Raw genomic sequence first — 20204 nt, 5'->3', positions numbered from 1 at the left:
TTGGTCCCCGGTGGCCGGCGCGGTGTCAGGCCCGGGGGGTCAGGCCGCCCGGCGGTGTCAGGCGCGGCGGTGGCTGCCTCGGCGGCGCTGGGAGGCGAAGACCGCTCCGCCGAGCAGGATCAGGCCGGTGCCGGCGGTCAGGGCCATCAGCTCCGTACCGTCGGCGCCGGTGGAGGCGAGTTCGCCGCCGGTGCCCGGGGGCGAGGCCGTCGGGTGCGGGGCGGTGGCGGAGGAGCTGGGCGACGGGGTGGGTGTGGCCGTCACGGAGGTGCTCGGACCGGGGCTCGGCGAGGGCGCGGCGGTCGGGGTCGGGGAGGCGGTGACCGGTACGGGGGCCTGACCGGTGGCGGCGTGGGCGGTGGAGAGCACCACCGCGCTGTAGGGCGCCAGGGTGATCCGGCAGGTCCCGCCGGGGCAGTCGGCGTGGTCCGGCGCGCCGGGGGCGAAGCTGCCGTCGGCCGCCACCGAGGCGCCCTGGATCTTCACCCCGGCCTTGGCGTCCAGGCCGGGCGCGGTCATGGTGAGCACCGACACCCCGGTGGCCTCGCCCGGCCGGACGCCGACCGTCGCGGCCGCGCCGTCCAGATTCTCCAGCAGGACCCGGGTGCTCCCGTCGGCGTTGCGGACGGCGTGCGCCGCGAGGTTGCCGCCGCCGGAGACCTTCGCCTCCAGCAGCTTGCCGGTGCCGAGCTGACGGGCCAGCAGCATCCCGTAGTAGGACGGCGCGGCGGTGTGATGGTGCTCGCCGTCGGCGAGGATCGGGCTGTACGCGTTGCCCAGGGCGCCGGTGAGGTAGGTGCCGGAGAGGCCGCCGTGGATGTTGACGCCGGCCGCGCCGTGCTCGGCCGCGATGAGCAGGAAGTCCGCCATCCACAGCGCGGAGGCGTAGCCGTCGGTGACGCCCGCGATGCCGCCGCAGGAGATCGAGTTGGTCTCCGACAGCCGCAGCGGGACGCCGAGGCCGGCCGCCGTGGCGGACAGCTTGCCGATGGTGCCCGCCGCCGACGAGGCGCGCTCGCGGGAGAGCAGGCCGGCCGCCGTGGCGTCCTTGGACCTGCAGCCGCTGATCGCGTAGTAGTGCTGGTCGAGCTGGCCGATCTTCCCCTTGGCCCAGCCCGCGTAGGCGGGCAGCATGCCGGTGCTCGCCAGGTCGGGCCCGGCGAAGGGGACCTGCGGGGCGCCCTTGCGGATCGCGTCCAGGCAGCGCTTGGCGTCGGCGGGCAGGTCGTCGGCCCCGTAGCCGGTCGGGCGGTAGCCCTTGCTCTGCCAGCTGCTCGGTTCGTTGCCGCAGGCCAGCGCCGTCAGGGCGGGGCCGAGCGCGGCGCTGACGGCGGCCACGTCCCTGGTGACGGCGGCGGCGTCGAGGTGGGCACCGTTCTCGGAGTAGATCACCCGCCAGCCGGTGGCGTCGGTGAGGCGGCGCAGCGCGGCCAGCGCCTCGGGCGAGGAGGTCGTGAAGTCCTTGTCCACCGTGTTGCCGCCGAAGCGCAGGACGCCGGGCCCGAGGTTCTTCAGCAGCTGCGGGTAGTTGCCCCGGGCGTCGAACTCACCGGTCCGCAGGTGGGTCGACTCGTAGGAGAAGCCCAGGAAGCCCTCGAGCAGCGTGCCGATCACGGCCGGTTGCGCCCCGATCGTCACGGTGGCCTCCGACGGCGTGGCCTTCGACGGCGCCGCGGAGGCGGCCGGCGCGGTCAGCAGGACCAGCGTCATGGCGCTGAGCAGCGAGGCGCTCTTCGGCAGAGCCATGGTGAGATGCCGCCAATCTCTCGGGCAGGCGGACCGCACCCGCCCGCGGTCCGGGCATCGGGCGGGTGCGGCCTCGCGGTCGGTACCGGATGACGTCATGCGGAACGGCGTGCGGCCCCGGCGGGTTCATCGGGTGCGGGCACGAACCGTCCGGCCGGCGGCGGTCCGGCCGGTGGTCCGTCAGGCCACCCCCGCCGGGGCCCGCTCCGGGCCGGGCGTACCGGCGCCGGCCGGGGACGGGTCCTTGAGCAGGACGAGCGCGGCGGCCGAACCGGCCAGGGCGATCGCGGCGCAGACCCAGGTGCCGCTGTGCATCGCCGTGGTGAAGGCCTGGTCGGCGGCCTCGACCAGCCGCGCGCCCGGGCCCGGCGGGAGGTGGGCGGCGACCAGGTGGGCGGAGGGCAGGTCGGCGTCGGCCGGGGCGGGCGCACCGGGCAGGTCGGTGTGCAGGTTGCTCCGGTAGGCGGCGGAGACCACGGTGCCGACCACGGCGATGCCGAGGACGCCGCCGAGTTCACGGACCACGCTGTTGAGCGCGCCGGCCATGGGGGCCTTCTCCCGGGGCAGGGCGGCGACGGCGGCCGCGCTGGCCGGGGCCATGATCAGGCCCATCCCCGCGCCGACCACCGCCATGGCCACGGCGAGCAGCGCGAACGGTGTGCCGACCCGGACCAGTGACACCCCGGACAGGCCGAGCGCCATCAGGGCGAGGCCGGCGGCGATCGCCCGCCGGGTGCCGATCCGGGCGGTGCTGCGGTCGCTGGTGGCGGCGGTGGCGGCCATCGCCAGCGCGAACGGCAGCGCTCCGAGGCCCGCCTTCAACGGGCTGTAGCCGTGCACCAGTTGCAGGTACTGGGTGAAGACGAAGAGCAGCCCGAACAGGGCGAAGAAGGTGACGGCCAGGACGCCGCCCGCGACGCTGACCGCGCGGACCGCGAACACCCGGATGTCCACCATCGGCTGGCCGGCCCGGAGCTCCCAGCCGGCGAAGGAGGCCAGCAGCAGGACGGCCGCGGCGGCCTCGACCAGCGAGCCGGTGGACAGCCAGCCGCGCTCGGGGCCGCGGACGATCACATCGACCAGCGCCGCCAGGCCGGCGGCGGAGAGCAGCAGCCCGGCGAGGTCGAGCCGGCCGGCCCGGCGGCCGGGGAACGCGGGGATCACGGCGACGGTGGCGACCAGGGCGGCGGCGACCAGCGGCACGTTGATCCAGAAGACGCTGCTCCAGGAGAAGTGGTCGAGCAGCAGGCCGCCGGCGATCGGGCCGATCACGATGCCGAGGCCGGCGGTGGCGGACCAGATCGCGATGGCCCTGGGGCGCTCCCGCTCGGGGAACAGCGACACGATGGTGGAGAGCGTGGCCGGCATGACGAAGGCGGCGCCGAGGCCCATCACGGCGCGCAGCGCGATGAGCTGGCCGGCCGAATCCGCGCAGGCGGCGACCGCCGAGCCGAGCGCGAACACGGTCAACCCGCCGATCAGCGCCCGGCGCTGGCCGAACCGGGCGCCGAGGCCGCCGGCGGTGATCAGCATGGCGGCGAAGACCAGGGTGTAGGCGTTGTTGATCCACTGGAGGTCGGCGGTGGAGGCTCGCAGCGCGGTGGCGAGCGCGGGCAGGGCGGTGTTGAGCACCGTGTTGTCGATGGTGACCACCACCAGCGAGGAGCAGAGCGCCGCGAGGGCGGCCCAGCGGCGCGGGTGGCCGCTGTCCGGATCGGTCATCAGGCTTCCTTACTCATGTAACCTTACGCCCGTTAGCTGTTGGACGAGGAAGCTAGCGCACTCGCCTAACAGGTGTAAAGTCACATCTCATGGAGCAGGATCCGACCACCCTCGACCAGCGGGAAGAGCCGCCGGCCCGGCACCGGAACCGCCGGGGCGAAGGCCCCAGGCTGCGGGAGGAGATCGTCCGGGCGGCGATCGCGCTGATCGAGCGCGGCGGCTCCAAGGAGTCGGTGACGCTGCGCGCGGTGGCCCGCGAGGTCGGCATCGCCGCACCCTCCATCTACGGCCACTTCGCCGACCGGGACGCGATCGTGGACGCCGTGGTGGCGGAGGCGCTGACCCGCCTGCAGCAGACCGTCAGCGCGGCCACCGCCGCCCAGGACGACCCGGTGGACTCGCTGATCGCGGGCTGCGCCGCGTACGTGGAGTTCGGCAGCCGGGACCCGGCCTGCTACCGGATCGTGTTCGGCTCCTCCCGGCACCGGACGCAGCCCGTGCCGTGCGAGCGCCCCTCGCCCAGCGGGCTGGACGTCTTCATGGCGCTGGTCCACAGCCTGGAGGCCTGCGTCCGCGCCGGGCGCTCCGCCAGCACCGACCCGTTCGCCGACGCGGTCGCCCTGTGGACGGCGCTGCACGGCCAGGTCACCCTGCGCGCCGCGCTGCCGGACTTCCCCTGGCCGCCCACCGACACGGTCACCCAGCTGGCGCGCAGCCTCGGCCGGGTCACCCCGTAGGGCGCCGCCCTCGGCAGCGCGAAAGGGGCACCCGGCGAACCGGGTGCCCCTTCGGGCCTTGGCCGCTCGGGCGTCAGATGATCAGGCTGAGCGGCAGGATCAGGACTATCGCGACCACCGAGATCACGGTCTCCATCACCGACCAGGACTTCACGGTCTGGCCGACCGTCATCCCGAAGTACTCCTTGACCAGCCAGAAGCCGGCGTCGTTGACGTGCGAGAAGAACAGCGAGCCGGCGCCGACGGCGAGCACCAGCAGGGCCGCGTGGGTGCTGGACATGCCGGCGGCCAGCGGGGCCACGATGCCGGCCGCGGTGATGGTGGCGACCGTGGCCGAGCCGGTGGCCAGCCGGATCAGGACGGCGATCAGCCAGCCGAGCAGCAGGGCGGAGATGTGCCACTTGCCGGCCCACTCGCTGACCGCGGTGCCGACGCCGACGTCGATCAGGGTCTGCTTGAAGCCGCCGCCCGCGCCGACGATGAAGACGATGCCGGCGATCGGGGCGAGCGACTTCTCCACCGTCCGGGAGATCCGGGCCTTGTCGAAGCCGGCCGCCCGGCCGAGGGTGACCATGCCGAGCAGGGTGGCGGCGAGCAGCGCGATCAGCGGCGAGCCGATGAAGTCGAAGATCCGCTGCAAGGTGGCCTTCGGGTCGTCGATCACCACGTCGACCAGGGCCTTACCGAGCATCAGCACCACCGGCAGCAGGATGGTGGCGAGCACCGCGCCGAAGCGCGGGGTGTGCTCGGGGCGCTCGGCGGCGGCGGGGGCGGTCTCGGCCGGGAGCTCCAGCGGGCCGACCCAGCGTTCGGCGACCCGGGCGAACAGCGGACCGGCGATGACCAGGGTGGGGACGGCGATCAGCAGGCCGAGCGCCAGGGTGATCCCGAGGTCGGCCTTGAGCGCGTCGACGGCGACCAGCGGGCCGGGGTGCGGGGGCACCAGGCCGTGCAGCACGGAGAGTCCGGCCAGCGCGGGTATCCCGATCCGCAGCAGCGGGACGGTGCCGCGGCGGGCGACCAGCAGCACGATCGGCACCAGCAGCACCACGCCGACCTCGAAGAAGAGCGGCAGGCCGAGCACGGCCGCGATCAGCGCCATCGACCAGGGCAGTGCCCGGCGGCCGGAGCGGGCCAGCACGGTGTCGGCGATGATGTCGGCCCCGCCGGAGTCGGCGAGCAGCTTGCCGAGCATCGCGCCGAGGCCGATCAGCAGACCGACGCCGCTCACCGTGGCGCCGAACCCGCCGGCGAAGCTGCTGGTCAGTTTGTCGAAGGGGGCGCCGGCCACGGCGGCGAGCAGCCCGGAGCCGATGGTCAGGGCGAGGAAGGGGTGCAGCTTCAGCTTGGTGATCAGCAGCACGATGGCGGCGATGGCGGCCAGCACCGCGATCAGCAGGGTGGTGTCGTTGCCGGTGTGGGGCAGGGCCGGTGGGGCGGCCACGAGCAGCGAGGTGGGGGTCACGCGAGGTCTCCATTGACGGGCCGCAGCAGCTGCGCGGCCATCTCGGCGAGGTCGTCGGGGGCGGGGCCGACGTCGAGGACGGCTCCGTGCTCATCGGGCCGGAGCGGTTCGAGCGCGGCGTACTGGGAGTCGAGCAGGGTGGCGGGCATGAAGTGGCCGCTGCGGTGGGCGAGGCGGTCCCCGACCAGCCGGTGGCTGCCGCTGAGGTGCAGGAAGAACGCGTCCGGGCAGTGTGCGCGCAGGATGTCGCGGTAGCCGCGCTTGAGGGCGGAGCAGGTCACCACTCCCCCGGTGCCGGCGTGCCGCCGGGCGCCGAGCCAGTCGCCGAGTGCGTGGAGCCAGGGCTCGCGGTCCTGGTCGTCCAGCGGGATGCCGGCCGACATCTTGGCGATGTTGGCGGCGGGGTGGAAGTCGTCGGCCTCCGCGTAGGGCAGGTGGAGGCGCTGGGCGAGCAGCCGGGCGACGGTGGTCTTGCCGACGCCGGAGACGCCCATGACGACGATCGCGGGCGGCTGGTTCTCGACGTTGAGAGCCATGGGTGATGCTCCTGTTCTGCCTGTTCCGTCGGCCACTGTGGCGTAAAGGTATGACTTATTCAAGACGATGAAACTTAATCGTCATACTTTTGCTGCCCGCTAGGCTGTCGGGATGGAGATCCAGGGCCTGCCCGGCCGCCTGCTCGCGGACCTCGGTCCGGCCATCGCCTCGGGCGAGATCCCGGTCGGTACGGTGCTGCGCGCCGAGGAGCTGGAGGCCCGCTACGCCGTCTCGCGCACGGTGGTGCGGGAGGCGGTGCGGATCCTGGAGTCGATGCGGATGGTCGAGTCCCGGCGGCGGGTGGGCAGCACGGTGCTGCCCAGGAGCGACTGGGACGTCTTCGACCCGCTGGTGATCCGCTGGCGGCTGGCCGGCGCCGACCGGGGCGCCCAGCTGCGCTCGCTCGGCTCGCTGCGGGTGGCGGTCGAGCCCGCCGCGGCCGCACTGGCGGCCCGGGCCGCCAGCGACGACGACCGGCGCGAACTGAGCGCGCTGGCCGTCGAGCTGACCGTCACCGCGCGCGCCGCCGACCTGCGGACCTTCCTGCGGCACGACATCGCCTTCCACTCGGCCGTGCTGCGGGCCAGTGGCAACGAGATGTTCGCGCACCTGGGCGACACCGTGGGCGCGGTGCTCACCGGCCGCACCGAGCACGACCTGATGCCCCACCAGCCCGCGGACTACGCCGTGCGACTGCACCGGGAGGTCGCGGACGCGATCTGCGCAGGTGACGCCGAGTCAGCCGAACGGGCGATGCGCACGATCGTGCTGGGGGCGCTGGAGGAGCTGGACGCAACCCTGGACTGAGCCGAGCGCTGCACCGGCGGGGTGGAATGTTCCTGGACGCACGGGGCAGGCTGGGCGTGGACGCGTCGCCGCCCGGTCACTCCGGCGCTCGCCGAGACCTGGGGGGTTTCCGAATGTCCGCCGCACGCCGCCGACTTCCCGACGAGGTCCGCTCCGCCGCCGTCCGGGCCGTGCTCTGCATCGCCTTCACGCTGGTGGCGCTGATGATCGCGGTGCTGGCCTCGTACGCGCGCAGCGGGCTGCTGACGCCGGCCCTGCTGGGCATGGCCCTCGGGGTGTTCGGCTGCGCCTGGTGCCTGCTGGAGATCGTGATCGCCCGTCAGATCGCCGCCCAGCGACTGCGCGGGCCGAACGCCGCCTCACCGCTGGCGGGCAGCCGGGAGCGCGGCCGCGGCCGCCCCGCGGTGGAGCGGCGCACGCCGTCGCACGGCTGACTCCCGCAAGGTGCCCCGTGCACCGGGGCCGGGGCGGGCGCTACCGCGCCAGCGCGCCCAGGCGGCGCCAGTTGCGCAGCAGGCCGGTGGGCACGCTGCCCGGACGGTCGCGCGGGACGCGGACCCGCAGCGCGCCCGGCCGCAGGCCGCAGCGGACCGGCACCGGGAGCACCAGCGACTCGCCGTCCACCGCGACCGGGATCTCGGGCTCGGCGGAGGTGACCACCACGTCACGGGCGGTCAGCTCGGTGAGCCCGGCGGACTGGCCGCCCAGTGCCACCGCCGCTGCCTGGGCCGCGTTCTGGAGCCGGATGCCGAGCACCCCGAGCTGCCCGGTGTCCAGCCGCGGCCGCCGGCCGGCGCCCAGCCGGTCGCGGGTGTCGTACGGGTTGTTGCTGATCAGCAGCGCCTGGGGCTCGGTCAGCCGCACCCCGTCGGCATCGGCGGTGATCAGCGCGCCGGACTCGCCCGCCAGCAGCTCGGGGAGGGCGTCGAGCGCCGTCCCGGCCTTGGCGTCGCGGTAGGCGGGGCTCTGCACGATCTCCGCGTACGCGCCGAAGGACACGGTGTTCACGAAGGCGCGCCCGGCCACCGTGCCGAGGTCGACCCGCAGTTCGACACCGTGGACCAGGGCGTCCAGGCAGCGCGCGGGGTCGGTGCGGTCGAGTCCGAGGTCCATCGCGAAGTGGTTGCGCGTCCCGGCGCAGACCACCAGGAACGGCAGGTCGTGCTCGGCCGCCACCCCGGCGACCAGCGCCTGGGTGCCGTCGCCGCCCGCGACACCGAGCAGGTCGGCGCCGTCGGCGACGGCCCGCCGGGCGATCGCGGCGACGTCCTGGGTGGTGCCGGTGTCCAGCACGATCACCTCGGCGCCCAGCGCCTCGGCCCGGGCCACCAGGTCGAACCGGCCGACCTTGCCGCCGCCGGAGCGCGGGTTCATGATCAGCACCGCCCGCTTCGGGCGCGGGCTCACCCGGACCAGCAGGTCGGCGACCGGCCGGGTGAGCCGCAGGGCCCGGTCCGCGCAGACCAGCGCGGTGCCCCAGAGCAGCAGCGCGCTGCACGCGGGCACCCACAGACCGCTGCTGACGAAGAACGTCAGCACCGAGCCCACGGCCACCAGCACCAGCGCACCGCCGAGCACCCGGACCAGGCCCCGGCGCGCCACCGTCCACCAGGCCCCGGCGGCGGCCGCCGCCAGACCGGCCAGCGCGACCAGCAGCACCCAGGCCCCGCGCAGGCCCACCATCGCCAGGACCGCCAGCAGGGCCAGCGCCCCGCAGGCCAGCGCCACCCTGGCGAGGCGCCTGGCCCGGCCCGCCGCCGCCTTCGGTCCGCTCGTCATCGGCTTGCGCACTGTTCCCCCTGATCCCGGCCCGGTCCCGGCTCGACCCGCTCCGCAGGGACGGTAGCGCGACCCGCGCCCGCGCGGCGCGCCGCCCGGCGGAGCGGGTCAGCCGCGGTCGCCGACGGCGAAGCCGTACTGGCGGGGCCAGCGCCGCTCGGCGCCCAGCACCCGGGCGGCGTGGTGCGGCCAGTGCGGGTTGCGCAGCAGCTCGCGACCGAGCATCACCGCGTCGGCCAGGCCCTCGCCGACGATCCGTTCGGCCTGCTCGGGTTCGGTGATCATACCGACGGCGCTCACCGGGAGGCCGCCGCCCGCGCGGACCCGGGTGGCGAACGGCACCTGGTAGCCGGGGCCGGCGGTGATCACCGCGTGCGGGGCCAGGCCGCCGCTGGAGACGTCCAGCAGGTCGATGCCGACGGCCTGGAGCTCCTTGGCCAGCAGCACGCTCTCCTCCACCGTCCAACTCGGCTCCTCGGGCAGCCAGTCGGTGGCCGAGACCCGGAAGAACACCGGCAGCTCCGCCGGCCAGACGGCGCGGACGGCGGCCGAGACCTCCAGCGCGAGGCGGGCGCGGCCGGCGAAGGAGCCGCCGTAGCCGTCGGTGCGGTGGTTGGCGGCGGGCGACAGGAAGGTGTGGATCAGGTAGCCGTGCGCGCCGTGCACCTCCGCCACCTGGAAGCCGGCCGCCAGCGCGCGCTCGGCCGCCTCCGCGAAGGAGCGGACCACCGCCTCGATCTCGGCCACCGTCAGCTCGTGCGGCAGCGGGTTGGCGCCGAAGGCGAGCGGGGACGGGCCGACCGGCTGCCAGCCGCCCTCGGCCGCGGGCAGGGGCGCGCCGCCGAGCCAGGGCTGCCGGGTGCCGGCCTTGCGGCCGCTGTGGCCGAGCTGGATCGCGGGGACGGCGCCGTGGCTCGCGACCAGGGCGGCGACCCGCGCCAGGGCCCGCTGCTGGTGGTCGTTCCACAGCCCCAGGTCGTACGGGGAGATCCGGCCCTCCGGGCGCACCCCGGTCGCCTCGACCATCACCAGGCCCGCCCCGCCGGCGGCCCGGGCACCGAGGTGGGCGAGGTGGAAGTCGGTCGCAGCCCCCTGCTCGACGCCGTCGGCCGCGGCCGAGTACATGCACATCGGCGACATCCAGACCCGGTTGGGGATGGTCAGCGAGCGCAGGGTGAGCGGCTGGAACAGGGCACTCATGGCAAGTCCTCCGAGAGGTCGGCCGGTCGCGGTGACCCCGCACGATACCCACGCTAGTTCGAGATCTGTCAAACTACGAGAGTTCTCGTACCATGTGAGGGTGCCCGAGACGGAGACCGCCCCCGAAGCCCTGCCCGAGCCCGGCCTGGACGAGATCCGCCTGGAGGCCGTGCTGCACGCGCTGGCCGATCCGGTCCGGCTGCGGATCGTCACCGAGCTCGCCCGCCCCGGGTCCGAGCTGAACTGCCTGGCCTTCGAGCTGCCGGTGACCAAGTCCACCAGCACCCACCACTTCCGGGTGCTGCGGGAGGCCGGGGTGATCCGGCAGGTGCGGCGGGGCACCTCGAAGATGAACACGCTGCGCCGGGACGACCTGGCGCAGCTGTACCCGGGCCTGCTGGAGAGCGTGCTGGCGGCGGCGCTGGGCCGGCGGCCGCAGGACTGACGCTCAGCCCTGCGCATCCTCCTGCGCACTGCGCGGGAGGTCGATGCCGTGCTGGGCCGCGATCCGCAGCAGGCCGGTGATCCGGCCCCGGTAGGCCTCGACGCCGTCCTCGTCCCCGTCGGCGCGCGCCTGCTCCAGCGCCCGGCGGGCCGAGGCGAGCTGCTCGCGAAGTTCCTGGCCGAATTCCTCTGCCACAGCCGCCCTCCGGTGCCGAAGTGGACGAACACCCGCCGATCCAGGGATCCGCCCGGGGCGTCCAGCATGGACGAATGCGGGCAATTCATCAACCAGCGGCAACGCTGACCAGCGCCACGCCCACGATGGAGTGAACCAGGCCTCGCGCGTCGGCCGCATCCCGCTGCCGCCATCGGCTCGTCACCGGAGTTGTCCCGGCGTTCATCCTTGATCGACAGATGGTCTATACCAATCCGGTACGGTGACCCCCTAAGCTGCAATTCGACGGCTGTGGGGGCCTCATGACTGCCGATCATCTACCTGCACCACCGACCGACCGGGAGCTGTACTGGTACTTCGGCCCACAGCGCCGCTGGGTACCGATCTGCTCCTCGCTCGCCTTCGTCTGCTCCGCGCTGACCATGGTGTCCTTCGCCCTGCGGACCATCGCGCTCTGGCCGTTCCTGGCCGTGCTCGCGATCAATCTGGTCGCGCTGGCCCTGTCCTGCGTGAACGGGCTGCGCGGGCGCCGCTTCACCCGCCGCTCGCACGAACTGCTGCTCTCCGCCTGGCAGCCCGCCCGCACCCCGGACGTCGACCTCTACCTGCCGACCTGCGGCGAACCGCTGCCCGTGCTGGCCAACGCCTACCGCGCCGTCGCCGCCCTCGACTGGGCCGGCGCGCTGACCGTCTGGGTGCTCGACGACGCCGACCGCCCGGAGGTCGCCGAGCTGGCCCGCCGGCACGGCTACCGCTACGTGGTGCGGCCCGACCGCGGCCACCTGAAGAAGGCCGGCAACCTCAACCACGCGCTCGGCCTCAGCGGCGCCGAGTTCATCGCCATCCTGGACGCCGACTTCGCCCCCCGCCCGGACTTCCTGCACCACCTGGTGCCCTACCTGGCGGACCAGCGGGTCGGCATCGTGCAGAGCCCGCAGTGCTTCGACACCGACCCCGCCATGGGCTGGATCGAGCGGGCCGCCGGTGCCGCCCAGGAGTGGTTCTTCCGCTGGATCCAGCCGTCCCGGGACGCCAGCGACGCGGCGATCTGCTGCGGCAGCAACGCCGTCTACCGGCGCGCCGCCATCGACGCCGCCGGCGGCTTCGCCCGGCTCGACCACAGCGAGGACATGTACACCGGCCTCGCCCTGCATGAGCGCGGCTACCGCACCGTCTACGTGCCGGTGCTGGTCGCCAAGGGCACCTCGCCGGCCGGCCTGGCCCCCTTCGTCAACCAGCAGTACCGCTGGGCGATGGGCAACCTGCACCTGCTCGGCAGCTCGGACCTGGCCCGGATGAAGCTGCCCTGGCGGATGCGGCTGTGCTACTACGAGGGCGTGGTCGGCTACCTGACCATGTTCGTCAACATCCTCACCGCCCCGCTGCCGCCGCTGGTGATGCTGTTCTGGTACCCCGGCCAGATCCGGGCCTGGTACGCGCTGCCGCTGATCTCCCTGCTGTGGCTCTGGCACGTGCTGCTGCCCCGGGTCAGCCGCACCCGCTGGCGGGTCGAGGTGATCCGCGCCAACACCCTGATGGCCTTCGCGGCCGGCGCCGCCCTGCTGCACACCCTGCGCGGGCGCAGCGCCGCCTGGGTGCCCACCGGTGCGGGCCGCGCCAAGCCCGGCGGGATGGCCCGGCGGGTGGCGCTGGTGACCATGCTCTGGACGGCCGCCACGGTCGGCGCCACCGCGCTCGGATTGGGCCTCGCGGTCACCCGCTACGGCTGGGGCCCGAACTGGGGGCTGGCGCTGTACCTGCTGGTCCAGGCCCAGATCGGCCTGCCGCTGGTACGTGACCTGGCCGTCGAACTGCGCGGCGCGGCCCGCCCCGGCCGGCGCCCGGCCGGCCCCCCGATGCGCCCCCGCCGCTGGCCGGAGGCGCTGGCCGTCACCAGCTCGCTCGCCCTGACCGCACTGCTCGCCTCCGGCTGGGTGGCCCCGATGCTGCCCTGGCTGGGCTGAAAGGTCGTCACACCCGTGTCCATCCAAGCTGTTCCCGACCAGCGGACCGAACTGCTCACCGTGCTCGCCTCCGAACCGCCTGAGGAACGGGGCCGGTTCCGCCCCGACATCGAGGGGCTGCGCGCCGTCGCGCTGCTCGCCGTGCTCGGCTTCCACGCCGCCGTCCCCGGCCTGGCCGGCGGATTCGTCGGCGTGGACGTCTTCTTCGTGCTCTCCGGCCACCTGATCACCGGCCTGCTGGTGCGCGAGGCCGCCACCGGCCGGATCCGGCTGGCCGAGTTCTTCTCCCGCCGGGCCCGCCGGCTGCTGCCCTCCGCCGCCCTGGTGCTCGCCGCGGTCGCCCTGGCCGGCGCCTGGCTGACCGCGCCGCTGCGCCGCACCGACCTCGAACACGACGTGCTGGCCGCCGCGCTGTCCGTCGCCAACTGGCGGTTCATCGGACAGCAGACCGACTACCTGGCCGCCGGTCGCGACCAGAGCCCGCTGCTGCACTTCTGGTCGCTGGCCGTGGAGGAGCAGTTCTACCTGATCTGGGCCCCGCTGGTCGCGCTGCTGGTGGTGCTGACCGCCCGCCGCCGGCGCGCCCTGCGGCCGCTGCTGCTCGGGCTGACCGCCGGGCTCGGCCTCGCCTCCTTCGCGCTGGCCCTGCACTGGACGGCCGGGTCGGTCTCGCTCGCCTACCTGGGCACCCCGTCGCGGGCCTGGCAGTTCGCGGCCGGCGCGCTGGTGGCCGTGCTGCCGGCGGCGCCGGTGCGGCGGCTGCGGGCGGCGTACGGGCCGAGCGCGCCACTCGGGGCGGCGGCGCCGAGGGCGGTGCGCGAACTGCTCGGCTGGGGCGGCCTGGTGGCGATCGGCTGGGCCGTGCTGCGGTTCGACGCCGCCACCCCCTACCCGGGCTGGGCCGCGCTGCTGCCCACCGCCGGCACGGCGGCCGTACTGCTGGCCGGCGCCGGCACCGGTACCCACACCGCCGGCCGGCTGCTCGCCGCCCGGGCACCACGCGCGCTCGGCCGGCTCTCGTACAACCTCTACCTGTGGCACTGGCCGGTGCTGGTGCTGGCCGAGGCCCGGTACGGCGCGCTCGGCTGGCCGGTGAAGGTGCTGCTGACCGCCGCCGCCGCGCTGCCCGCGTACGCGGCGATGCGCTGGCTGGAACGGCCGCTGCGGCGCAGCCGGGTGGTCGCCGAACTGCCCCGCCGCGGGCTCGCCCTGGGCCTGACCGCCGTGGTGCTGCCGGTGGTGCTGGCGCTGGTGGTGGGCACCGGCACGCTGCGGCTGCTCGGCCCGGCCGGACCGGTCGACCTGGCCGGCCTCACCGCGGGGAACCCCGACGGAACGTCACTGCTGCTGCCCGGCGGGGTGACCGGCGGGCCGGTCGTGCCCAACCCGGTGCAGGCCCGGCAGGACTTCCCGCCGGACGGTGCCTGCGAGGTGCCGCCCACCGCCGTGACCAGCCCCGAGTGCCGCTTCGGCGATCCGGCGGCCACCGACCGGATCGTGCTGCTCGGCGACTCGCACGCGGGCCAGTGGTTCTCCCCGCTGCTCGGGATCGCCGCCCAACGGCACTGGGCGCTGGAGGAGTTGGTCAAGCAGGGCTGCCCGCTGGCACAGCTGCCGGTGGTCAACCCGCAGCTCGGCCGGGCCTACCACGAGTGCGACGAGTGGCGGGCGGGCGCGCTGGAGCGGCTGCGCACCGGGCCCAGGCCCCGGCTGATCGTGATCGCCTCGCTGAACCGCTACACCGCCGACCGCGAGCTCCTGCTGCGCGGCTGGCAGCAGACCCTGGAGCCGCTGCGCGCGCTCGGCGCCCCGATCGTCTACCTGGAGGACCCGCCGACCCCCGGCCTGGACGTCCCGGCCTGCCTGTCCGGGCACCCGGAGAACCCCGCCGCCTGCTCCTTCCCCCGGGCCCGGGGCCTGTGGCCCGATCCGCTGGCCGAGGCCGTCGCGGCGGGCACCGTGCCGGGGGTGCGGAGCGTGTCGGTCAACCCGGTGCTCTGCCCCGGCGCCGGGCGCGACTGCCCGGCCGTGCTGGACCGGATCCTGCTGTACCGGGACGACGCCCACCTCACCAACACCGCCGCGGTGGTGCTGGCCCCGCGCCTGGAGCGGCTGCTCGCCGAGGCCGGAGTGCCGGCCCCGGCGGCAGGCGGCGGCGCCGGGTGGCGGGAGCTGCTGCGCGACGAGTTCGACGGCCCGGCGGGGAGCGCCCCGTCGAGCGCGCTGTGGCAGCACGACCTGGGCACCTGCTACCCGGGCTGCCCGGCTGCGCAGTGGGGCACCGGGGAGGTCGAGACGATGACCGACTCGACCGAGAACGTCCGCCTCGACGGCGCGGGCGCGCTGGAGATCCGGCCCACCCTGGTGGACGGGCGGTGGAGTTCGGGCCGGATCGAGTCCCGGCGCTCGGACCTCGCCGCGCCGGTGGGCGGGGTACTGCGGCTCGAGGCCTCGATCGCGCTGCCCGAGGTGACCGGCCCGGCGGCGGCCGGCTACTGGCCGGCCTTCTGGACCCTGGGGTCGGGCCTGCGCGACGGGTACACCGGCTGGCCGGGGATCGGCGAGCTGGACGTGCTGGAGTCGGTGAACGGCCGGCCCTCGGTCTTCGGCACCATGCACTGCGGCACGGCCCAGGGCGGCCCCTGCCAGGAGCCCGTCGGCCTCGGCTCGGGTGAGCAGCGGTGCGAGGGCTGCTGGGGCGGCTTCCACACCTACGCGGTGGAGGTCGACCGCTCGACCTCGCCCGAGCAGGTGCGCTGGTACCTGGACGGGCGGGAGTTCCACCGGGTGACGGCCGACCGGATCGACGCCGGGGTCTGGGACCGGGCCGTGCACCACGGGCTGTTCCTGATCCTCGATGTGGCGGTCGGCGGGAGCCTGCCGGGCGCGTACGGCGGCGCGGCCGGCCCGGCCACCGAGCCGGGGCACCCGATGCGGGTGCGGTACGTGTCGGTGGCGGCCCGGGGCTGAGCGGCTCCCGCTGACGGGCGGTGGCCTCCTGACCGGGGCCCCGCCCGTCAGCGTGCCGGGGTCACCTCCGCGCGGCGGACGTGCTCGGCGATCAGTGCGGCGATCGCGGGTCACAGGGCGCGCGGGAGATCGTGGCCCACGCCGTCGAACACCACCAGCTCGGCCCCGGGGACGGCGGCGGCGGCGGCCCGACCGCCGCTGGGGTCACACATCGCGTCGGCGGCGCCGTCGATCACCAGGGTGGGCACGGCCAGCGAGCGGAGCAGCTCGGTACGGTCCCCCGAGGCGAGGGAGGCCACCGCCTGGCGGGCGACGCCGGGCGGATCGTAGGACCGGCCGGCACGGTCGGCGACCGCGGCCTCGTCGGACTCGAAACCGGGCGAGCCGAACACCCGGACGGCGCGCACCATCCGCTCGACCACCTCCTGCCGGCCGGTGGGCTGCGGCCCCGCCAGCGCGGCCAGTGCCTCGGGCTCGGGGCGGCCCACCGCGAGGTCGCCCGTGGTGGACATCATGGAGGTCAACGACCGCACCCGGCCCGGGTGTTCGATCGCCATGGTCTGCCCGATCGCCCCGCCCGGCGAGAGGACGACCACGTGCGCCCCGGCCAGCCCGAGCACATCGAGCAGTCCGACGGCGTCGGCGGCCATGTCGGAGAGGGTGCAGGAGGCCGAGGAGTGGTCGCCGGCCCGACGTGCGCGGCCCGCTGCTCATCCACCGGCACACCACTCCTCAGCTCCGGGCCCCGCCGGTGTCGAACTCCCCACGGGCGACGGCCGTCACGAACGCCCGCCAGGCAGCCGGGGCGAAGGCGAGCCGGGGCCCGTCCGGATCCTTGCTGTCCCGCACCCGCCCGGGGCTCGCGTCGTCCACCTCGACGCAGTTACCCCCGGTGCCGTCGCTGTACGAGGACTTGCGCCACCGCGGGGCGCCCGGGTCAGTCGCTGTCGGCATGTGTGTGGTCCTCCGCCGCCGACTCGAGCAGATGCAGGGACGCCTCCGGCGACATCGCGGCGGCCCTGGCCAGATCGTACGACCTCTGACACCTGGCCACCACGCCCGGATCGTCGAGCAGTTGGCCCGAATGGAGCGCCTCCACGTAGGCGGCGGGCGGGGCGTCCGGAAACGTCATCAGGAAGACCGAGCCCGGCATCATCGCGTGCGCCCCGGCCGCGAACGGCAGCACCTGGACCAGCGCCTTCCCCGCCCGGGCGACCTCGACCACATGGCGCAGCTGGCCTGCCATCACCACCGGGCCGCCGACCGGGGTGCGGATCACCGCCTCGTGCAGGATCACCCACAACTGCGGGGCTGTTGGGCCGTCCAGCACGCGCGCCCGCTCCAGCCGGGCGGCGACGCTCACGTCCACGTCGGCCTCTGCGGCGAACGGCAGTGCCGCCCGGATCACGGCGCGGGCGTAGTCCGCCGTCTGCAGCAGGCCGGGCACCAGCGCGGGGGCGTACTCGCAGATGGTGTCGGCCATCGCCTCCAGCTCGGCCGCCTGCGCGAAGTACGGCGCGTGCCGCGAGCGCGCGACCAGGGCGTACAGCCGCTTGAAGTGGCCGTCGGTGCCGAGCACCGCGTCCAGCCGCTCGGAGAGCTCCTTCTGCGGCTTGCGGGCGGCCGACTCCAGGTAGCCGATGTAGGCGCCGGAGTGGAAGAGCAGCTCGCCCAGGGCGTCCTGGCTCAGGCCCCTGGCCTCCCGCAGGCGCCGGAGCTCCGCGCCGTAGAAGCTCCTCGGAGACTCGGACGGGTCGAGATCGCGCGGGTTCACCATGCCGTTGCACCCCCTTGCCGACAGATCGCCTGTCGGATCGTCACCACTGTCCAAGGCTAGCTCCTCAGCGCGATGCTCTGGGCACGGAACGTGACGACGGAAGGACGGAGACTGCCCATGGACCCGAACGACGAGCCACCCGGCAGCGCGCACCCCTGGGCGCCGGGGGTCGGTGAGTTGGTGCTCGATCCGGCATCCGGGCTGGTGGGTGAGTACCGGGGGGCGGAGGACGGGCTCTGGTACCTGCGGCCGCGCGGGGGTGGGATCGAGTGGTGCGTGCGGCCTGGGCGGGTGCGGCCGGTGGTGCCGGTCGAGGGCGTGCGCGGTGCGTGAGCGGGCGCGCGAGGTCGCGGCGGCGCTCGCGGACGCCACGGGCGCCCGGGTGGTGGTGGTCGGGATGCCGCACGGGTACCTGCTGGCGACTCCCGCGCCCACCGACCCGGCGCGCTTCGCGGCCGTCCTCCCGACGCTGGGCCTGGCCGACCGCTTCGGGCACAGCACGCGCCACGGCGGGGTGCTGTGGTGCGAGCTCACCGTGGACTGACCTGGTGTTCGGAAACCCGCATGCGTCGGCCCGCGTGCTTCTGGGAGCATGCCCGGATGCTCCAGCATCTCGAAGCGATGGTCATCCGGCACACTCACCGCCTCCCCGCTCCCGCCGGGCCCGCGGGGGAAGGCGCCACCGCGGCGCGGCAGTTCGACGCCGCGTTGATGTCCGTGGGCTTCAAGCTCTCGGCGGAGCTCCTGGAGCAGCTGTCGGGGCTGGCCGGACAGACGGTGGTGGACACCGCCGTGCGCACGCTGGACACCGTCCGCACGATGACCGGCGACCACGTCCGGCACAACAGCTACTTCATCGACTTCCCGCTCAACGTGCCGGACACGCTCGAGTTCTGGACGCGCTGCATCGCCGAGGCGCTCGCCGCCGACGACGAGGAGGACGAGGAGGAGGACACGCCCGCCCGCACGCTCGACCGGCTGCGCGGCGGCCTGGTCGACCTGCTGACCCTCCCGTCGTACGGCACCTACCGGCACACCTACGCGGAGCTGCTCGCCGCGCACGGCGAGCTGATCGCCGCCGCGGGCGACCGCCTGACGGTGCTGCACCCGGGTGCGGCCCTGGGCGACGAGGTCACCGCCCTCTACCTGGCCCTGGCGGGCAGCACCACCCCGCTGGGCGAGGAGGGCCTGCGCGACCTCGGCGTCCTCGCCGGGCACTGCGCCGACGGCCCCCAGCCGCCGGCCGTCCCGATCCGGGAGAACCGCGCCCTCGTCAACCTCGCCCGCCTCGAGGCCGGCGCAGGCCTCCTGCTGGACACCGTCACCGATGTGCTCCGGCTGGCCTGCGCGCTGTCGGACGGCGATGTGACCCTGCTGGCGCCGACCCGGTTCCGGCCCTTGTCCCGGCCGGTCCGCCGGGCGCTGCTGGCCGGCCTCGACGAGGTCGTCGCCGCGGCCCCCGCCAAGCTGGCCGACGTCACCGCGCACCGCGAGGCGTTCAAGCGCCTCGGCGAGCGGCTCCACCCGCACGAGTACCCGCGCTGGCCGCACGCCGCCCAGGTGTTCGCCGTCGCCCGGGGCGAGCAGGAGGCCCGCTCCTTCGACAGCCGCGTCGAGGAGCTGCTCGGCGCCGAGGACGTCACCGCGGCGGCGCGCCTGCTGACGGCCGCCCCGGGCCGGCTGCTGCGCTCGCTGGACCGCCTGCTGCGCACCTGCCGCACCCAGGACGAGCGCGAAGCCGTCGTGGCCGCCGCCGAGCAGGTCGCGGCGCAGGCCTCCGGGCGGGTCCTGCTGTCGGTCCGCGAGCACTTCCACAACCGGACCGAGGAGGCGGCCGGGAGCCGCGTCTTCGTCAACCGCCTCGGCCGCGCCTGGGTCACCCCCGACGCCCGCCCGCCCGTGCTGCCGGCCGAGCGCGAGCGGCTGGTCGCGGCGCTGGACGCCGAGGTGCGCCGCCGGCTCCCGGCGCCGGCGCACCTGCTGGTCGACCCCGACGTCCTGGAGGTCGCGCTCCCGCTCAGCGGCAGGGCGACGGCCGCCGGGCTCGGCGTGCTGCCGCGCGGCTCGCTCTCCCCGGTCGACGGGGAGCTGCTCCGGTTCTTCGTGCACTGGAAGCAGACCGAGCACAGGACCGACTTCGACCTGTCCGCCCTGCTCCTGGACGCCTCGTACGGGACGGTCGGCTGGCTGTCGTACACCGCGCTCACCCAGGTCGAGGGGGAGCACTCCGGGGACATCACGGATGCGCCGGACGGTGCCTCGGAGTTCATCAACCTGCGGCTGGGGGCGGTGCGCGGCACCTTCATCGTCCCGCAGGTCAACATCTACTCGGGCGAGGGCTTCGAGGAGGTCGAGGAGTCCTTCTTCGGCTTCATGCTGCGCGAGGGCGAGCAGCAGGGCCGCCCCTTCGAGGCGCGCACCGTGCGGATGAAGTCCGAGCTGCGCGGCCCGGGGAGGGTCGCGTTGCCGCTGGCGTTCCTGCGCGGGCGCGACGGCAGCTGGCGGGCGAAGTGGCTGCACCTGTACCTCACCGGCAGCCCCGACTCCAACCGGGTGGAGGGCAACCGGGTGTCGGTCGCCACGCTGCTGCGTGGCATCGTCGAGCGCGACCACCTCACCGTCGGGTACCTCACCGGCCTGATGGGAGGCGGCGCCACGGCCACCACGCGGTGGGACGGCGCGAGCGTCCCGGACGGCCCGGTCACCTTCGTCGGGCTGGCACGCCCGGCGGGGCTGCACCCGGATTCCGTGGTCATCACCCCGGAAAACCTGCGCGACCTGATCCCCGCCTGACTGCTACCGTTGACCTCGGCGAGGCCATGAAGGGGCTTCCTTCTCAACTCACTCCGAACTAGTCCCTTCGCTCTCCTCGCCGTCGGCC

The 20204-nt window shown here is 74.9% G+C and carries 19 protein-coding genes; 9 read left to right on the top strand and 10 right to left on the bottom strand.

Going from position 1 to position 20204, the window contains the following annotated elements:
* Window positions 1-57: 57 nt before the first annotated feature.
* Window positions 58-1746 (bottom strand): hypothetical protein, encoded by a 1689-nt coding sequence (locus AB0K43_RS19140; RefSeq protein WP_363641171.1) that lies wholly within the window; start codon window positions 1744-1746, stop codon window positions 58-60.
* A 180-nt stretch (window positions 1747-1926) separates the two neighbouring features.
* Window positions 1927-3468, bottom strand: coding sequence for an MFS transporter (locus AB0K43_RS19135; protein WP_363641169.1), 1542 nt, complete (start codon window positions 3466-3468; stop codon window positions 1927-1929).
* A gap of 89 nt (window positions 3469-3557) precedes the next feature.
* On the opposite strand from AB0K43_RS19135, the gene AB0K43_RS19130 reads away from it, so the two are divergent.
* Window positions 3558-4205 (top strand): TetR/AcrR family transcriptional regulator, encoded by a 648-nt coding sequence (locus AB0K43_RS19130; RefSeq protein WP_363641167.1) that lies wholly within the window; start codon window positions 3558-3560, stop codon window positions 4203-4205.
* Between the two features lie 73 nt (window positions 4206-4278).
* Here the strand turns inward: AB0K43_RS19130 and AB0K43_RS19125 are convergent, their stop codons facing one another.
* Window positions 4279-5655: a gluconate:H+ symporter gene (locus AB0K43_RS19125; RefSeq protein WP_363641205.1), complete on the bottom strand. Its 1377-nt coding sequence runs from the start codon at window positions 5653-5655 to the stop codon at window positions 4279-4281.
* Window positions 5656-5666: 11 nt separating this feature from the next.
* Window positions 5667-6206, bottom strand: coding sequence for a gluconokinase (locus AB0K43_RS19120; RefSeq protein WP_363641165.1), 540 nt, complete (start codon window positions 6204-6206; stop codon window positions 5667-5669).
* 112 nt (window positions 6207-6318) lie between these two features.
* On the opposite strand from AB0K43_RS19120, the gene AB0K43_RS19115 reads away from it, so the two are divergent.
* Both AB0K43_RS19115 and AB0K43_RS19110 read left to right on the top strand, forming a co-directional pair.
* The gene (locus tag AB0K43_RS19115; RefSeq protein WP_363641163.1) at window positions 6319-7014 is read left to right on the top strand and encodes an FCD domain-containing protein; all 696 of its coding nucleotides are present in this window, start codon (window positions 6319-6321) and stop codon (window positions 7012-7014) included.
* A gap of 113 nt (window positions 7015-7127) precedes the next feature.
* Complete coding sequence (locus AB0K43_RS19110; protein WP_363641161.1) at window positions 7128-7448, top strand: hypothetical protein; 321 nt, start codon at window positions 7128-7130, stop codon at window positions 7446-7448.
* Window positions 7449-7488: 40 nt separating this feature from the next.
* On the opposite strand, the gene AB0K43_RS19105 is transcribed toward AB0K43_RS19110, so the two are convergent.
* Window positions 7489-8793: a diacylglycerol kinase family protein gene (locus AB0K43_RS19105; protein ID WP_363641159.1), complete on the bottom strand. Its 1305-nt coding sequence runs from the start codon at window positions 8791-8793 to the stop codon at window positions 7489-7491.
* Between the two features lie 108 nt (window positions 8794-8901).
* Window positions 8902-9993: an NADH:flavin oxidoreductase/NADH oxidase gene (locus AB0K43_RS19100; protein WP_363641157.1), complete on the bottom strand. Its 1092-nt coding sequence runs from the start codon at window positions 9991-9993 to the stop codon at window positions 8902-8904.
* 100 nt (window positions 9994-10093) lie between these two features.
* On the opposite strand from AB0K43_RS19100, the gene AB0K43_RS19095 reads away from it, so the two are divergent.
* Window positions 10094-10438: a helix-turn-helix domain-containing protein gene (locus AB0K43_RS19095; protein ID WP_363641155.1), complete on the top strand. Its 345-nt coding sequence runs from the start codon at window positions 10094-10096 to the stop codon at window positions 10436-10438.
* A gap of 3 nt (window positions 10439-10441) precedes the next feature.
* On the opposite strand, the gene AB0K43_RS19090 is transcribed toward AB0K43_RS19095, so the two are convergent.
* Window positions 10442-10633 (bottom strand): hypothetical protein, encoded by a 192-nt coding sequence (locus AB0K43_RS19090; protein WP_363641153.1) that lies wholly within the window; start codon window positions 10631-10633, stop codon window positions 10442-10444.
* A 281-nt stretch (window positions 10634-10914) separates the two neighbouring features.
* Here AB0K43_RS19090 and AB0K43_RS19085 point away from each other — a divergent pair, with 281 nt between their 5' ends.
* Both AB0K43_RS19085 and AB0K43_RS19080 read left to right on the top strand, forming a co-directional pair.
* On the top strand, window positions 10915-12576 hold the full coding sequence (locus tag AB0K43_RS19085; RefSeq protein ID WP_363641151.1) for a glycosyltransferase family 2 protein: 1662 nt from the start codon (window positions 10915-10917) through the stop codon (window positions 12574-12576).
* A 60-nt stretch (window positions 12577-12636) separates the two neighbouring features.
* The gene (locus tag AB0K43_RS19080; protein ID WP_363641203.1) at window positions 12637-15546 is read left to right on the top strand and encodes an SGNH hydrolase domain-containing protein; all 2910 of its coding nucleotides are present in this window, start codon (window positions 12637-12639) and stop codon (window positions 15544-15546) included.
* A 110-nt stretch (window positions 15547-15656) separates the two neighbouring features.
* On the opposite strand, the gene AB0K43_RS19075 is transcribed toward AB0K43_RS19080, so the two are convergent.
* From AB0K43_RS19075 to AB0K43_RS19065, 3 genes are all read right to left on the bottom strand, one after another.
* Window positions 15657-16196 carry an alpha/beta fold hydrolase gene (locus AB0K43_RS19075; RefSeq protein WP_363641149.1) on the bottom strand — a complete coding sequence of 180 codons (540 nt, stop codon included), beginning with the start codon at window positions 16194-16196 and terminating at the stop codon, window positions 15657-15659.
* A gap of 82 nt (window positions 16197-16278) precedes the next feature.
* A complete protein-coding gene (locus tag AB0K43_RS19070) occupies window positions 16279-16500 on the bottom strand; it encodes a DUF397 domain-containing protein (protein ID WP_363641147.1) in 222 nt (73 codons plus the stop codon).
* Window positions 16484-17323: a helix-turn-helix transcriptional regulator gene (locus tag AB0K43_RS19065; RefSeq protein WP_363641145.1), complete on the bottom strand. Its 840-nt coding sequence runs from the start codon at window positions 17321-17323 to the stop codon at window positions 16484-16486. The genes AB0K43_RS19070 and AB0K43_RS19065 overlap by 17 nt, the downstream gene beginning before the upstream one ends.
* A gap of 117 nt (window positions 17324-17440) precedes the next feature.
* Between AB0K43_RS19065 and AB0K43_RS19060 the strand changes: the two genes are divergently transcribed.
* Genes AB0K43_RS19060 through AB0K43_RS19050 form a run of 3 tightly spaced genes read left to right on the top strand, consistent with a single transcriptional unit; the run spans window position 17441 to window position 20116 of the window.
* Entirely contained in the window at window positions 17441-17656 is a 216-nt protein-coding gene (locus AB0K43_RS19060; protein ID WP_363641143.1) for a hypothetical protein, read from the top strand.
* Complete coding sequence (locus tag AB0K43_RS19055; RefSeq protein WP_363641141.1) at window positions 17649-17867, top strand: hypothetical protein; 219 nt, start codon at window positions 17649-17651, stop codon at window positions 17865-17867. Before AB0K43_RS19060 ends, AB0K43_RS19055 begins: the two co-directional genes overlap by 8 nt.
* A gap of 56 nt (window positions 17868-17923) precedes the next feature.
* Complete coding sequence (locus tag AB0K43_RS19050; RefSeq protein ID WP_363641139.1) at window positions 17924-20116, top strand: TerD family protein; 2193 nt, start codon at window positions 17924-17926, stop codon at window positions 20114-20116.
* Window positions 20117-20204: the final 88 nt, after the last annotated feature.

It is taken from the genome of Kitasatospora sp. NPDC049258 (genome assembly GCF_040678895.1).
Lineage (GTDB): Bacteria > Actinomycetota > Actinomycetes > Streptomycetales > Streptomycetaceae > Kitasatospora.
This window is presented reverse-complemented; position numbering and strand designations above follow the sequence as displayed.